The organism is uncultured Pseudacidovorax sp., assembly GCF_913773995.1.
Classification (GTDB): Bacteria; Pseudomonadota; Gammaproteobacteria; order Burkholderiales; family Burkholderiaceae_C; genus Xenophilus.
Genome location: NZ_CAJYES010000257.1, coordinates 1 through 14,312 on the forward strand (window position 1 = coordinate 1; position 14,312 = coordinate 14,312).

The window sequence follows — 14,312 nt, forward strand, 5'->3', positions numbered from 1 at the left end:
TCACCAACACCCTGTTCGTGGATCTGCTGGAGGCCGTGCAGCGCACGCTGCGCGCCCAGGGCTTCCAGACGCTGATCGGCGTGCACCGACGTGAGCTTCTCGCGCATGCGGTTGGCCTCGGCGGCGGGCAGCTCGTTGACCTGCATGCCCTTGGTCTTGAGTTCGGCGAGGGCCTTGGCGGCCTCCTCGCGCGTGTCCTTGCGCTCGAAGTCGCGGCTCTTGACGGCGGCGTCCTGCAGCACCTTCTTCTCGGCGGGGCTGAGGGTGTCCCACCACTTCTTGCTCACCGTGACGATCCAGGGGCTGTAGACGTGGTTGGTGACCGTCAGGTACTTCTGCACTTCATAGAACTTGCTGGAGAGCACGGTGTTGTACGGGTTCTCCTGGCCGTCGACGGCGCGCGTCTCCAGCGCGGTGAACAGCTCCGAGAAGGGCAGCGGCACCGCGTTGGCGCCCAGCGTCTTGAAGCTGTCGAGGAACACGTTGTTCTGCATCACGCGCAGCTTGACGTCATTCAGGTCCTCCAGCTTGGTGACCGGCCGCTTGCTGTTGGTGAGGTTGCGGAAGCCGTTCTCCCAGTACACCAGGCCGACCATGCCCTTGGGCTCCAGCTTGGCCTTGACGGCCTCGCCGGTGGGGCCGTCGAGCACCGTGTCGGCTTCCTTGGCGGTGGAGAACAGGAAGGGCGTGTCCCACACGGCCATCTCGGGCACCAGGCCGACCAGGGTGGCGGTGGAGCCGACCATCATCTCCTGCGCACCGCCGATCAGGGCCTGCTGCATCTGGGTGTCGGAGCCGAGCGAGGCATTGCCGATGCCGCGGATCTTCATCTTGCCGCCGGTCGCCTTCTCGACCTCCTGGGCGAAGAAGCGCACGGCGCGGCCCTGGTTGGAGTTGTCGACCAGGCCGTAGCCGAAGCGCACGATGCGCGGCTTGAAGTCCTGGGCGTGGGCGGCACCGGTGGCCACGAGGGCGGCGACGAGGCCGGCGAGAGCGAAACGCATGCGCATGGTTGTCTTCCTTTGGATTGGGATGAGGGAACGAAGAGCGGGTGAGCGGTGGGCGCCGCGGATCAGTGCATCCACGCCAGCGGCGCCGTGATGAGCTGCGGAAAGATCACCATCAGCACCAGCAGCAGCACGTACATCAGCAGGAAGGGCGTGGTGCCGCGGATGACGGTCTCCATCCGCAGCCGGCCCACGCCGGCGACCACGTTCTGCACCGTGCCCACGGGCGGGGTGATCAGGCCGATGCAGCCCACGTAGATGAACATGAAGCCGAAGTACACCGGGTCGATGCCGGCCTTGACGGCCAGCGGCGCACAGACCGGACCGAAGATCAGGATGGTGGGCGTCAGGTCCATCGCCGTGCCCACGGCCAGCAGGAAGGCCATCATCAGCGCCATGAAGACCACCGGGTTGCCCATGACGCCGGCGAAGCTGTCGGCCAGCATGTTGGGCAGATCGGCCAGCGTGATCATGTAGGCCGTGACGGTGGCCGCGCCGCATAGGAACATGACGACGGCGGTGGTCTTGCCGGCGGCCAGGAACACGTCGTACAGGCGCGCCAGCGTCAGCTCGCGATAGATGAAGGTCGACACCAGCAGCGCATAGACCGCCGCCACGACGGCCGCCTCGGTGGGCGTGAAGATGCCGCCCTTCAGGCCGCCCAGGATGATGACCGGCATCATCATGGCCCAGAAGCTGTGGCCCAGCGCCTTGACGCGTTGGCCCCACGGCACGCGCGGCAGTGCCGCCAGCTGGTGCTTGCGCGCGATGAAGGCCCACGCCGCGATCAGGAAGATGCCCATCAGCAGGCCCGGCACCACGCCCGACAGGAAGAGCTTGCTGATCGAGGTGTTGGTCGTCACCCCGTAGATCACGAAGGGCATCGACGGCGGGATGATGGGCGCGATGATGCCGCCCGAGGCCAGCAGGCCCGCGCTGTAGCTGGAGGGGTACTGCTGCTCGCGCATCATCGGCAGCAGGATGGTGGCCAGCGCCGCGGTGTCGGCGATGGCCGAGCCGCTCATCGAGGCCAGCAGCACCGCCGCGCCGATGGCGACAAAGCCCAGTCCGCCGCGGATATGCCCCACGAAGGCGCGGGCCAGGTCGATGATGCGGCGCGACAGGCCGCCCGCGTTCATCAGCTCGCCCGCCAGGATGAAGAAGGGCACGGCCAGCAGCGGGAAGTTGTCGAAGCCCGCCTGCAGGTTCTGCGCCAGCAGCTGCGAATCGAAGAAGTCCAGGTGCCACATCAGCGCCACGCCGGTGAGCACCAGCGCCTGCGCGATGGGCATGCCGATGGCCATGCCGCCGATGAGCACGGCCAGGAAGATGAAGGTGACGATCATGTTCTGCTCGGAAGGTGGGGCCGGGGCGTCATTCGAGGATGGCTTCGTCGTCCGCGCCTTCCAGCGGCTTGCCGCGGCGCAGTTCGACGGCCAGGGCCACCAGCAGGCCCAGGCCGAGCACCAGCGTGGCGGCCGCGCCCAGCGCCAGCGGATAGCCCAGCACCGTGCTGTAGCTGTTCAAGCCCGCCTTGACCTGCTCCCAGGAGCCGATCACCAGCAGCACCAGGCACAGCCCGATCAGCAGGCGGCTCACCCAGAACAGCAGCCGGGCGGGCAGCCCCGAGAGCCGCGACGTCAGCATGTCGAAGCCCAGGTGCTTGGCCTCGAAGGCCGCCACGATGGCGCCCACCGCCACCAGCCACACGAAGAGCAGGCGCGAGATCTCCTCGTACGACACGATGCTGGTCGAGAAGACATAGCGCAGCACCACGTTGACGAACACCGCCACGACCATGCCGGCCAGGGCGAGCACCATGAAGTGCTCGGCCAGGCGCTTGAGCAGGGGCGCGCGGACGGGGCGCGAAGACGCGGGGGAAGAAGAGGAAGAGGTCGTCATGCGATGTCTCCAGCGTGTCGGTCGGCGGCCTGCGGCGTGGCGGGCCGGGCCCAGGCGGCGATCTCGGCGACCAGATCGGCCAGCGGCCGCGTGGCGTCGAGCGTGAGCACGCCGGCCTCGCCGGTGGGCGACTCCAGCGTGGCGAACTGGTTGGCCACCAGCGCGGGCGAAAAGAAATGGCCGGGCCGGGACTTCACCCGTTCCAGCGCCTGGTCGAAATCGAGCGACAGGAAGGCGAAGCCCAGGCGCGGATTGGCGTCGCGCAGCCGGTCGCGGTACTTGCGCCGCAGGGCCGAGCAGGTGAGCACCACGCCGCCCCGCGCCGCCTCCGGCGCGAGCAGCGCGGCCAGGCGATCCAGCCAACCGGCGCGGTCGGCATCGTCCAGGGGAATGCCCGCGCTCATCTTGGCGATGCTCTCGGGCGCGTGGTACGCATCGCCCTCGCAAAGCGGCCAGCCCAGCGCGTCCGCGCAGCCCTGGCCCACGCTCGATTTGCCGCAGCCGGAGACGCCCATCACCACGATGGCGGACGGCCGGAACGATGAGATAGCGCTATCCATGCGAATCCAAAAAAAGCTGCGCAGCATCAAACCACGCAGCCGACGGAAGAGAGAGAACGAACTCCCTCGACATGAAGAGGCGGTCGATCAGGTCTGGGAAGTGCACCGCACAAACCCTGCTGGTCGAACCGGCTGGATAGCGCTATCTTATTGAACAATGATTTCTCGCCCGCCTAGGACAAACCCTTGACCGACGCCATCCGCCGCTCCCGCCGCTCCAGCGGCCGCCTCACCCTCGAAGACGTCGCCCGCGCCGCCGGCGTGAGTCCGATCACCGTCTCCCGGGCGCTGCGGGGCGAGCGCAGCGTCGATCCGTTGCTGGTCGGGCGGGTGCGCGAGGCAGCCGCCCGCCTGGGCTACGTGCCCGACCCAGCCGCCCGCGCCCTGGCCTCGCAGCGCAGCACGCATGTGGCGGTGCTCATCCCCCTGCTCACCAACACCCTGTTCGTGGATCTGCTGGAGGCCGTGCAGCGCACGCTGCGCGCCCAGGGCTTCCAGACGCTGATCGGCGTGACCCACTACGACCCGCGCGAGGAAGAGCAACTGCTGCGCGAGCAGCTCATGCACCGACCGGCCGGCCTGATCGTCACCGGCTTCGAGCGCAGCGAGGAGACCCGCGCCCTGATCCAGGCCAGCCGCGTGCCCTGCGTGCATGTCATGGAGACCAGCCGCGCCCCGGGCGTGCACTGCGTGGGCTTCTCGCAGCAGGACGCCGGCCAGGCGCTGACGGAACACCTGCTGGCGCGCGGCGCCCGCCGCATCGCGTACGCCGCCGCCCAGCTCGACGCCCGCGTCATGCAGCGCGCCGAGGGCTACCGCCGCGCCCTGCAGGCCGCCGGCTGCTACGACCCGGCGCTCGAATTCCTGCGGCCCGAGCCCTCCTCCTTCGCCCTGGGCGCGCAGATGTTCGGCCGCATCGTGGCCGAGGCGAAACCCGACGCCATCTTCTTCTGCAACGACGACCTGGCCCAGGGTGCCCTGATGGCCGCGCCGCGGCTGGGCATCTCGGTGCCGCGCGACGTGGCCGTGGCCGGCTTCAACGACCTGCCCGGCAGCGACCAGCTGCTGCCCAGCCTGACCAGCGTGCGCACGCCCCGGCGCGAGATCGGCCAGGCGGCGGCCGGCATGCTCCTGCAGCTGATGCGGGGGACGCCGGTAGAGCAGAGCTGCATCGAGCTGGCGTGGGAGGTGGTGGCGCGTGAAAGCGCCTGACCACGGAGCGCCGCGCTTGTCGGGCAGCGAGGCGCATGCCTTGGGGCCAGCCCGCGCCGCCGGGGCAATGGCAGTCAGTCGATCAACGACCGGTCGGGCTGAGCCTGTCGAAGCCGGGGCACTGACTGTCAAGGCCCTTCGACGAGCTCAGGGCGAACGGGTTGACTGACCGGCATTGCGCGGCTGGGGAACATTTGGCCGTCCCGGCACCTCATCCTTTTCTTTTCTTCCATCGACGACACCATGGCCGCTGGCACCCTCTTCACCGTTCTTGCCAACATCCCCTGGGGCCAGGTCGTCGAGAACGCACCCAAGGTCGCGGAGGGCGCGGCGAAGCTGTGGGGTTCCGTCACCCGGCGCCGCCAGAGCGCCGAGCAGGCGGCCGCCAACGAGGCCGAGGCACCGCCAGCCCGGCCGCTCACCGAGGTAGAGCAGCTTCGCCAGCAGGTCCAGCGCCTGGAAGGCGCCGTCCGCGACATCGAGGCGCAGATGCAGGCCTCGACCGAACTCATCAAATCCCTGGCCGAGCAGAACACCCAGCTCATCGCTCGCATCGAGATGAACCGCGTGCGGCTGCAGCGGCTGAAGTGGCTCACGGCGGGCCTCGCCGCAGGGCTCGCGGCGACCGTCGTCCATCTGATCGCGCGCTGATCGCGGACAGCGGCCCCGGCTGCTGGTGCGCACGAAAAAGCCCGGCATCGCCGGGCTCTGTCGGGTAAGGGCAAAGCCGCGTCAGTCGACCAGCTTCACCTCGACGCGACGCGCCGCCGCGTTGTCGCCCTGACCGGCGGCGGCGACGGCCGGCTTTTCCAGCGTGACCTTGTCCTCGGCCACGCCCAGGCCCACCAGCACGTCGCGCACGGTGATGGCGCGCTGCTTGGCCAGTTCTTCGTTCTTGGCCGGGTCGCCCGTGGTGTCGTGGTAGCCCGAGATGACCGCCTTGCGGCCGTTCTGCACACCCTGCAGGACCAGGGCCAGCGCCTCGGCGGCGCCCGGGGCGATGTCGGCGCTGCCGGTGGCGAAGTAGAACTTCACCACGCCGCCTTCCACGCGCACGCTGGCGCCTTCGGGCACCACGGCCACCACCGTCTCGGTGATAACGGCGACGCCCGTGGCCGGGGCCGCCGGTGCGGTGCTGGCCGTGCCAGCCGCATCGGCATTGCCGCTGCCGGGCATGCCGTAGTGGTAGACCGCGGCACCGATCGTCGTGGCGACGATCAGGGCGATGAGCACGAACACCAGGCCAAGGGCAAAGCGTTGCTGGGAGTCGTCGTCGGGGGTGGACATGAGGCTGCGTCTCTCGGGATGTTGAAGGGTGGCCATGGAGGATGCCTTGGCAATAATGGGCCGCGTGAAGCCCGTTTCAGAAGCCGAAATTCTAGGTGCCACATCCCTGCCGCCCCTTGTCGGCGCGCATCCTCCGCCCGTGCGCGACCCCGGCCCGTTGCTCGAACGCACGATTGCCGAATGGGGCGGCCATGGCGACCTGTGGCTCTTCGGCTATGGCTCGCTGATCTGGAACCCGGGTTTCGACCACAGCGAGGCCCGGCCTGCCCAGGTGCGCGGCTGGCACCGGGCGCTGAAGATGTGGAGCCGCGTCAACCGCGGCAGCATCGAGAAGCCCGGCCTGGTCTTCGGCCTGCTCAGCGGCGGCAGTTGCCGCGGCATGGTGTTCCGCATTCCGCAGGCCATCGCGCTGGAGACGCTGGGTCGCCTCTGGCTGCGCGAGATGCCCACCGGCGTCTACGACCCGCGCTGGCTGCACTGCCAGACGGCGCAGGGGCCGGTACGGGCGCTGGCCTTCACGCTGTCGCGCAAATCGCCCAACTTCACCGGCACGCTCAGCGAAGAGCGCTACCGGGAGATCTTCGCCACCGCCGTGGGCCGCTACGGCAGCTCGCTCGACTATGCGCGGCAGACGCTCGAAGCCCTTCAGCGCCATGGCATCCGCGACTCCGCGCTGGCCCGTCTGTTGCGTCTGGCGACCCATTCACCGGCAGAAATGGCGACCTCCGCCGACAGCCAGGCACTTGCCGCATCGTTACACCTGAGCCCGTCCGACTCCTCTTCCTCATCCTCCAAAGGAACAACGCCATGAACCTCCGCTCCGCCCTGCCCTCTGCCCGCGTGCTGGCCGCCTGCACCCTCGCCGGCTCCAGCCTGCTGCTCGCCGCCTGCGCCGGAATGGGCATGGGCGCCTCGCGCGCCACGGCCACCCTGGCGCCCACCGGCGCCGTGACGCCCAATCCGACCATGGGCCAGGTCACGCTCACCGCCCTAGACCACGGCGTGCGCGTGGCCGGCGAGGTGCGCGGACTGGCACCCGGCTCGGAGCACGGCTTCCACATCCACGAGAAGGGCTCGTGCGCCGACAACGGCAATGCCTCGGGTGGCCACTTCAACCCGGCCGGCGGCACGCACGGCAAGTTCGGCGCGCCCGGCAGCCATGCCGGCGAGCTGCCCAGCCTGGTGGCCGATTCCAACGGCGTGGCCCGCTTCAGCGTGGATATCCACGCCATCTCGCTGACCGACGGTGCCGCCAACAACGTGGTCGGCCGAGCCATCGTCGTCCACAAGGACCGCGACGACTACACGACGCAGCCGGCCGGCAATTCCGGCCCGCGCATCGCCTGCGGCGTCATCACCCGCTGAGGCGGCCTCAGAAGGCGGTGGTGATGGCGTCGACGACGTTGTAAGCCTCGTCCACCACCGGCATCCAGCGCCACTTGTCGAAGGTGGTGCAGGGATGCGAGATGCCCAGACCGACGCGCTCGCCCACCACCGGGGCGAGCGCGTCGTCGCTTTCGTCCCAGCGCAGGTAGGCGTGCTGGTCGTTGAGGGCGGTGATCTTCCAGCTCGCCGGTACGCCCGAGGGTGCCTGCGCGCCGCGCAGGGCACGCGCGAAGGGAATGGGCATCGTGATGTCGAAGGAGACGTCGCGCCGTCCGGCGGTGAGGATCGCGAGTCGCGGCTCGGGGCACGATTGAACCGCGGCCCAGACCTCCATGGCGGGGCGCAACCCGTCCTCCGCGCAATCGCAGCCGATGCGCGCATTCACCTGCCCCACCATGCGCGTGTAGAAGCCGTGATCGTGCGTCACGTAGCAGCCCGAGCGCAGCAGGCCGCGCACCGGCCGCCCGAGTGCCGGTCGAAGGCGGCCGGCCACCAGGTCGAAGACGGCCGAGCCGCCGGCCGAACACAGCACCTCGTCCGTGTCGAACAGGTCCTCGTCGGCGCACAGGCGGGCGACGGCCTGCACGCGGTCCATCAGGGCCGTGGCCAGCGCCGCGTCGGCCGCGGAGTCGCCCGTGGCCCACAGGCCTTCGTAGCACTCGATGCCCACCAGCCGCAACGCCGGGCTCGCGCCCAGCGCGCGGGCCAGGGTGATGGCCTCCTCCTGCGTGCGGCAGCCGGTGCGGCCGCCGTCCAGGCCGATCTCCAGCATCACCTCGAAAGGCCGGGCGCCGGCATGCGCCGCAGCCCACGCCTCGATCAGCGCCAGCTGCGCCATCGAGTCGACGAGGAAAACGACGCGCAGGCCCTCGTGCGCGGCCAGCATCTGCTGGATGCCGGCCAGATCCTCGTCCTGCATCACCTGGTTGGCGATCAGGCAGCGGCGCACGCCGGCCGCCACGCCGATGGCCAGTTGCGCGACGTTGGCGAAGGTGATGCCCCAGGCACCGGCATCGATCTGCCGCGTGAAGAGCTGCGGCGACATGGTGGTCTTGCCATGTGGCGCCAGGTCGATGCCATGGCTGCGCACATAGCGCTGCATCCAGGCCAGGTTGTGCGACAGCGCCTCGCGACGGATCACGGCCAGGGGCAGCGGCAGGTCTCCGGCCAGCACGTTCCAGCCGGCAGCGCCGACGGCGCTGCGAGCGCGGGGCGCCTGGGTGCGGGGATAGCCCTTGAAGGAAGAATCGAGAAGAGGATCGAGCAGTTCGGGAGTCATGATGGAAGAAGGGATGCGCAGCGGGCGCCGCGGCGGCGATGCCGCCGCGCACCGATGCGACAGCCCTCCATTCTTGCCGGCCCCGCACGGCACCGCCTGACCGGTCGCCGGGGCAAGGGTGCCCGAGGACGCAGGGGCGCGAGGGCATGCGAGACTGCGCGGCCATGGCGGCGCGAGGCCTCGCCGCGCGGGTTGCCGCCGTGACCTCGCCATCCCGGGCCAGCGCGCCGTCTTCATGCGCCATTGCGGACGCGCCATGCCCTGCCCCGTCTGAAAGGACTGTCTTCATGAGCTTCGTCGCCCTCGACTGGGGCACCACCTCGCTGCGCGGTGCGCTGATCGCCGAGGACGGCCGTGTGCTGGAAGAGCGCAGCGCCCCGCGCGGCATCCTGCACCTGGACGGCGCCGGCTTCGCGGAGGTGTTCGAGGCCTTCACGCTCGACTGGATGGCCGTGCCCGACCGCCGCTGCCTGATCGCCGGCATGGCCGGCAGCCGTCAGGGCTGGGTCGAGGCGCCCTACTGCGCCTGCCCCTGCGGCGCAGAGGACATCGCGCAGCAGGTCGTGCCGGTGGTGCCCGGCCGCATCGACATGGTGCCGGGCCTGGTGGACCACGAGTCCGGCGTGCCGGACGTGATGCGCGGCGAGGAGACGCAGATCCTCGGCGCCATGCGCCTCACCGGCGTGCAGGACGGCATGTTCGTGCTGCCCGGCACCCACAACAAGTGGGCGCAGGTGGCCGAAGGCCGGGTGACGGGCTTTCGCACCTTCATGACGGGGGAGTTCTATGCGCTACTGTCGCAGCATTCGATCCTCGCGCGCACGCTGCAGGCCGACGCGCCGCTGCACGAGGGCGCCTTCCTCGATGGCGTGGGCCGGGCACGACGGCCCGACTCGCCGGGACTGCTGAACCTGGCCTTCGGCATTCGCGCACTCGCGCTGTTCGACCGGCTCAGTCCCGCGGCGGCCAGCAGCTACCTGTCGGGCCTGCTCATCGGCGACGAACTGCGCGCCCAGCCGCTGCAGCCCGGCGTGCCGGTGGTGCTGGTCGGCAGCCCGACGCTGACCGAACGCTATGCCCTGGCGCTGGACAGCGTGGGCGTGCCGGCCCGGCAACTCGACGCCCAGGCCACCTGGGCCGGCGCGCATGCCCTGTGGCGCGCGCGGCAGGCCGCCGGCTGAGCGCCCGGCCCTTCCCCCCTTCCGACATCCATGCCCATGAACGACCTGCTCCCCGCCTTCCAGCACGCAATGGCGCAACTGCCCCTCGTCGCCATCCTGCGCGGCCTCACTCCGGCCGAGGCGCCCGCCGTGGGACAGGCCCTCGTCGCGGCCGGCTTCAGCCTCCTGGAGGTGCCGCTGAATTCGCCCGAGTCGCTGCAGAGCATCCGCCTGCTGCGCAAACAGTGCCCCGGTGCGCTGGTGGGCGCGGGCACCGTGCTGACGATGCAGCAGGTGCGCGAGGTGCATGCGGCGGGCGGCCAGTTGATCGTGTCGCCCTGCTTCGATGCCGCGGTGGTGCGCGAGACCGTCGCGCTCGGCATGGTCGCCCTGCCCGGCGTGCTCACGCCGACCGAGGCCTTCGGTGCACTGGCGGCCGGCGCCCATGCGCTCAAGCTCTTTCCGGCCGAGATGGCGTCGCCCGCCGCCGTGAAGGCGTTGAAGGCGGTGCTGCCACGCGGCACGCCGCTGCTGCCCGTGGGCGGCATCACGCCCGAGGGCATGGGGGCGTGGCGGGCGGCCGGCGCCGATGGCTTCGGCATCGGCTCGTCGCTCTACAAGCCCGGCAAGGCGGCGGCGGCCGTGGCCGAGACGGCAAAGGTCTTCGTCGGCGCCTGGCGGGCCATGCCTGGCTGAGCGCCGGGTCCCTTCCGTCCGTGCCGGTCCGCCGCCTTCAGCGCAGGGGTGTGCCCGATGCCGTCAGCTCGCGCAGCCATTCGCGGCACTGATCGGCGGCTTCGACAGGCCATTCCACGCTGACGGTGCGATCGCGCTGACGCACCTCCACCCGGATGCTTTGGCCGCCCGCGGCGCCCGAGGTGCGGTGCCAGAAGCGCGACCACCAGCCACCGGGCCGCGCGACCGTCCCGCCGGGATACAGGCCGGCGTGCGACTCGATCGCGGCGACAGGTGCCTCGGTCGGCGGGGTGGATGCTGACAGGGATTCCGCCTGCGCGACCCGCGGCGACTTCTCCGGCGGCTGGGGCGGCCGCGGCAGCGGCAGCGGCAGCGCCTGCGGCAAGGCCGAGGCGGCCTGTCGATCCGTAAGCGTTGTGCCCTGCGGCGCAGCGGCCGTCGGCAGCGCAGCGCCGGCCTCCACCCGTGCCTTCAGGTTGGCACCGAATTCGTCCCACAGCCGGTCGGCCTTGGTCTTCATCACCGACAGCCCGAAAGTGCCCAGCCGCCCCAGCAGGTCGACGGACACACGGATGCGCAGCTCGGTGCCGCCTTCCGCCGCCGGCATCAGGAAGACCTCGGTGCGCTGCTTGAGCGAGCTGGCGACGGAGGCGTCTTCGCCCGTGCCTTCGGCGCACAGGTATTCCGGTGCCCGCTGCTCGACGATGCGCGTGCGCAGCCTGAAGCGGGCGCTGATGAAGGCGATCTTCTGGTGCATCACCGCCACGTACTCGGTCGGGCTGACCACGTCGATCGACTGCATGCCCGGCACGGCGCCGGCCATCACCTGAGGGTCCAGCAGCAAGGCCCACACCTGCTCGCGGGGCGCCGCCACCGTCAGCGTCTTCTCAATGTCCATGGTTCATCTCCTGGGCGGCGTGCAGCACCGATTCGACGATCTGCGTGTAGCCGGTGCAGCGGCAGAGGTTGCCGCCCAGGCCGTGGCGGATCTGGTCGACGCTGGGCCGCGGGTTGTGGGCGAGCAGGTCGCACGAGGCCATCACGAACCCCGGCGTGCAATAGCCGCATTGCAGGCCGCCGCAGCGCATGAAGGCCTCCTGCAGCGGATGCAGACGGTCGCCGTCGGCCAGGCCCTCGATGGTGGTCAGGCTGCGGCCATCGACCTGCACGGCCAGCAGCAGGCAGGACTTGACCACCTCGCCGTCCAGCAGCACGGAGCAGGCACCGCAGATGCCGGTCTCGCAGCCGCGCTTGGTGCCGGTGAGGTTCAGGTCCTCGCGCAGGAAGTCGGCCAGCAGCCGGCGTGCGGGCACGTCGACGGCATGGGCCTCGCCGTTGACGGTGCAATGGATGCGGTGGGTGCTCATGCGCTCATTCCTTCGTCGATCGAAAGGCCGAACTGTTCGGCCACGGTGCGGCGTGTCATGGCCCGCACCATCTCGCGGCGGTGCCCGGCGCTGCCGCGCAGGTCGGACACCGGCGCGATGTCCTGCGCCACGATGTCGGCCGCCTCCGCGGCCACGGCCGCGGTGATGCGGCGGCCGGCCAGGAAGGCCTCGGCCCGCCGCATGCGTGCCGGAATGGGCACCGAGGCGCCGATGGCCAGCCGCGCCTCGTGGCACAGCGCACCGTCGCGCCGCACCACCAGGGCCACGCTGGCCAGCGGCCGGTGCTCGGCCGCGGTGCGCAGGAAGCGGGTGTAGACGCCTTCGCTGCCCGCCGGCTGCGGCGGGACGCGGATCTCCAGCACCAGCTCATCGGGCTCCAGCGCGGTGACGTAGTAGTCGACCAGGAATTCCTCCATGGTCAGCACCCGCTCGCCGCGGGCACTGCCCAGCACCACCCGGGCATCGAGCGCCATCAGACAGCCCGGCGGGTCGGTGGACGGATCGGCGTAGCAGAGGTTGCCGCCCAGCGTGCCCTGGTTGCGCACCTGGGGATTGGCCACGCGCGCAGCCATGCTGGCCAGCACGGGCGCATGGGCCTGCACCAGCGGGGATCGGGCAATGTCGCTGTGCCGGGCCAGCGCGCCGATGCGCAGGCCATGGCCTGTTTCGAATCCGATGCCGCGCAGTCGCTCGATGCGGGCCACCGAGATCAGGTGCGTCGGCGCGAGCATGCGCTGGCGCATGGCCAGCATGAGCGCGGTGCCGCCGGCGATGACGCGCGCGTCCTCGCCCACGTCGGCGAGCATGCGGCTGGCCTCCTCGACCGAGGCCGGCTCGAGGTAGTCGAACTCACGCATGGCGCGGCTCCTCCTGCTGTTGGGACCGCAGGGCGGCGAGCACCTTCTCGGGCGTGATGGGCAGGTCGCGGATGCGGATGCCCACGGCGTCCTCCACCGCATTGGCGATGGCGGGCGCGCCCGGCAGGATCGCCGTCTCGCTCGCGCCCTTGGCGCCATAGGGCCCGTTGGGGTCGTTGCTTTCGACGAAGCCGCCGCGCAGCATCGGCACGGCATCGGCGGTGGCCATGGTGTAGTCGGCGAAGTTGCCGTTGGCCAGGCGTCCGTTCTCGTAGTGCAGCTGCTCGTACAGCGCCCAGCCGAAGGCCTGCACCGTGGCACCGTTGGTCTGGCCATGGATGGCGATCGGGTTGAGCGCCTTGCCGCAGTCGTCGGCGACATAGCTGTCCAGCACCGTCACGCGGCCGGTCTCGGTGTCCACCTCCACCTCCACCGCCTGCGCGGCATAGGAATAGGCGGCGGCCACGTTGCCGAACAGGTCGGCGTCGTGCATGACGGTCTTGGGGTCCCAGCGGCCTTCGACCTGGATGCCGCCGCCGCCGTGGCGCCACACGGCCTGCCGGGCCAGTTCGGCCAGCGTGGCGCGCTGCGCGGGGTCCGCCGTCACGTAGACCGCACCGCCGCCGATCGACAGTGCCTCGGGTGCCACGCCCCAGCGCGGCGCAGCCAGCGCGAACAGTGCGTCGCGCACCTTGCGCCCCGCCTGGATCGCGGCATTGCCGGCCGACATCGTCACGCGCGAGGCCAGCGTGCCGACCGCGAACGGCGCCACGTCGGTGTCGGGCGCGAGCACATGCACATGCGACAGCGGCAGCCCGAGCTCGTGCGCCACGATCTGGCTCATCATGGTGCTGGCGCCCTGGCCCATGTCGCACTCACCGCTGACCACGAACACGCGGCCGTCCTCGTTGAGCTTGACGACCACGGTGGCGCCGTCCCAGTTGCCGATGGTGCGGTTGCCGCTGACGTGCATGGCCGCGGCCACGCCCACGCCGCGTCGCTTCACGCCCCGGTCCTTCGGCCGTTGGCGCTTCTGGGCCCAGCCGATGGCCTCGGTGGCCTGCTGCAGGCACTCGACGAGACCGGTGCTGCCGATCTGCCAGCCGTGCACCGACATGTCGCCGGCCTTCAGCGCATTGCGTGCATGCACCTCGACCGGGTCCAGGCCCAGTTGCCCCGCCATGGTGTGGATGTGGCTGTTGAGCGCGAACTGCATCTGCGTCCCGCCGAAGCCGCGGAAGGCACCCCGCGGCGGGTTGTTGGTGTAGACCAGCGTCGCATGCGAGCGCACATTGCCGTTGCGGTGCATGTTGTCGCTGCGCATGGCGCTGACGTGCATCACGTCGCCGGCCAGGCCGGCATAGGCGCCGCATTCGGCCAGGATGCGCACCTCCTTGGCCACGATCAGGCCCTCGCGGTCCATGCCCAGGCGCAACGTGATGCGCTCGGGCACGCTGGCACAGCAGGCCTGGAAGTCCTCCAGTCGGTTGTTGACCAGGCGCACCGGGCTGCCGGTCTTGAGCGCCAGCAGGCCGGCGACGAGCTGGTTGTCGTCCTCGACGATCTTGCCGCCGAAGC

The 14,312-nt window shown here is 70.5% G+C and carries 16 protein-coding genes; 6 read left to right on the forward strand and 10 right to left on the reverse strand.

The features are described from left to right. From QZ772_RS25030 to QZ772_RS25045, 4 genes are all read right to left on the reverse strand, one after another. Positions 1–1,010: TRAP transporter substrate-binding protein (locus tag QZ772_RS25030; protein ID WP_295532511.1), on the reverse strand; the 1,010-nt coding region annotated here is incomplete at its 3' end. Between the two features lie 62 nt (positions 1,011–1,072). Continuing rightward, positions 1,073–2,353, reverse strand: a complete 1,281-nt coding sequence (locus QZ772_RS25035) for a TRAP transporter large permease subunit (RefSeq protein WP_295532512.1) — start codon at positions 2,351–2,353, stop codon at positions 1,073–1,075. A gap of 28 nt (positions 2,354–2,381) precedes the next feature. Next, positions 2,382–2,909: a TRAP transporter small permease subunit gene (locus QZ772_RS25040; protein ID WP_295532514.1), complete on the reverse strand. Its 528-nt coding sequence runs from the start codon at positions 2,907–2,909 to the stop codon at positions 2,382–2,384. Further along, positions 2,906–3,469: a gluconokinase gene (locus QZ772_RS25045; RefSeq protein WP_295532516.1), complete on the reverse strand. Its 564-nt coding sequence runs from the start codon at positions 3,467–3,469 to the stop codon at positions 2,906–2,908. Before QZ772_RS25045 ends, QZ772_RS25040 begins: the two co-directional genes overlap by 4 nt. 186 nt (positions 3,470–3,655) lie before the next feature. On the opposite strand from QZ772_RS25045, the gene QZ772_RS25050 reads away from it, so the two are divergent. Together QZ772_RS25050 and QZ772_RS25055 are read left to right on the forward strand one after the other, a co-directional pair. After that, positions 3,656–4,681 carry a LacI family DNA-binding transcriptional regulator gene (locus QZ772_RS25050; RefSeq protein ID WP_295532518.1) on the forward strand — a complete coding sequence of 342 codons (1,026 nt, stop codon included), beginning with the start codon at positions 3,656–3,658 and terminating at the stop codon, positions 4,679–4,681. A gap of 243 nt (positions 4,682–4,924) precedes the next feature. Further along, a complete protein-coding gene (locus QZ772_RS25055; protein ID WP_295532520.1) occupies positions 4,925–5,332 on the forward strand; it encodes a hypothetical protein in 408 nt (135 codons plus the stop codon). A gap of 81 nt (positions 5,333–5,413) precedes the next feature. Here the strand turns inward: QZ772_RS25055 and QZ772_RS25060 are convergent, their stop codons facing one another. Then, positions 5,414–5,968, reverse strand: coding sequence for an OmpA family protein (locus QZ772_RS25060; RefSeq protein ID WP_295532522.1), 555 nt, complete (start codon positions 5,966–5,968; stop codon positions 5,414–5,416). A 139-nt stretch (positions 5,969–6,107) separates the two neighbouring features. Between QZ772_RS25060 and QZ772_RS25065 the strand changes: the two genes are divergently transcribed. Then, on the forward strand, positions 6,108–6,779 hold the full coding sequence (locus tag QZ772_RS25065) for a gamma-glutamylcyclotransferase (RefSeq protein WP_295532524.1): 672 nt from the start codon (positions 6,108–6,110) through the stop codon (positions 6,777–6,779). Further along, positions 6,776–7,333 carry a superoxide dismutase family protein gene (locus tag QZ772_RS25070; RefSeq protein ID WP_295532526.1) on the forward strand — a complete coding sequence of 186 codons (558 nt, stop codon included), beginning with the start codon at positions 6,776–6,778 and terminating at the stop codon, positions 7,331–7,333. The genes QZ772_RS25065 and QZ772_RS25070 overlap by 4 nt, the downstream gene beginning before the upstream one ends. A 7-nt stretch (positions 7,334–7,340) precedes the next feature. Here the strand turns inward: QZ772_RS25070 and QZ772_RS25075 are convergent, their stop codons facing one another. Next, positions 7,341–8,633: an amino acid deaminase gene (locus QZ772_RS25075; RefSeq protein ID WP_295532528.1), complete on the reverse strand. Its 1,293-nt coding sequence runs from the start codon at positions 8,631–8,633 to the stop codon at positions 7,341–7,343. Between the two features lie 287 nt (positions 8,634–8,920). Here QZ772_RS25075 and QZ772_RS25080 point away from each other — a divergent pair, with 287 nt between their 5' ends. Together QZ772_RS25080 and QZ772_RS25085 are read left to right on the forward strand one after the other, a co-directional pair. Then, positions 8,921–9,814 carry a 2-dehydro-3-deoxygalactonokinase gene (locus QZ772_RS25080; protein ID WP_295532530.1) on the forward strand — a complete coding sequence of 298 codons (894 nt, stop codon included), beginning with the start codon at positions 8,921–8,923 and terminating at the stop codon, positions 9,812–9,814. A gap of 36 nt (positions 9,815–9,850) precedes the next feature. Further along, a complete protein-coding gene (locus tag QZ772_RS25085; protein WP_295532532.1) occupies positions 9,851–10,489 on the forward strand; it encodes a 2-dehydro-3-deoxy-6-phosphogalactonate aldolase in 639 nt (212 codons plus the stop codon). A 37-nt stretch (positions 10,490–10,526) separates the two neighbouring features. Here the strand turns inward: QZ772_RS25085 and QZ772_RS25090 are convergent, their stop codons facing one another. From QZ772_RS25090 to QZ772_RS25105, 4 genes are all read right to left on the reverse strand, one after another. Next, a complete protein-coding gene (locus QZ772_RS25090) occupies positions 10,527–11,387 on the reverse strand; it encodes a CoxG family protein (RefSeq protein ID WP_295532534.1) in 861 nt (286 codons plus the stop codon). Then, on the reverse strand, positions 11,377–11,856 hold the full coding sequence (locus QZ772_RS25095; RefSeq protein WP_295532536.1) for a (2Fe-2S)-binding protein: 480 nt from the start codon (positions 11,854–11,856) through the stop codon (positions 11,377–11,379). The genes QZ772_RS25090 and QZ772_RS25095 overlap by 11 nt, the downstream gene beginning before the upstream one ends. Continuing rightward, positions 11,853–12,734 (reverse strand): xanthine dehydrogenase family protein subunit M, encoded by an 882-nt coding sequence (locus tag QZ772_RS25100; protein ID WP_295532538.1) that lies wholly within the window; start codon positions 12,732–12,734, stop codon positions 11,853–11,855. The genes QZ772_RS25095 and QZ772_RS25100 overlap by 4 nt, the downstream gene beginning before the upstream one ends. Further along, positions 12,727–14,312: molybdopterin cofactor-binding domain-containing protein (locus tag QZ772_RS25105; RefSeq protein WP_295532540.1), on the reverse strand; the 1,586-nt coding region annotated here is incomplete at its 5' end. The genes QZ772_RS25105 and QZ772_RS25100, both read right to left, overlap by 8 nt.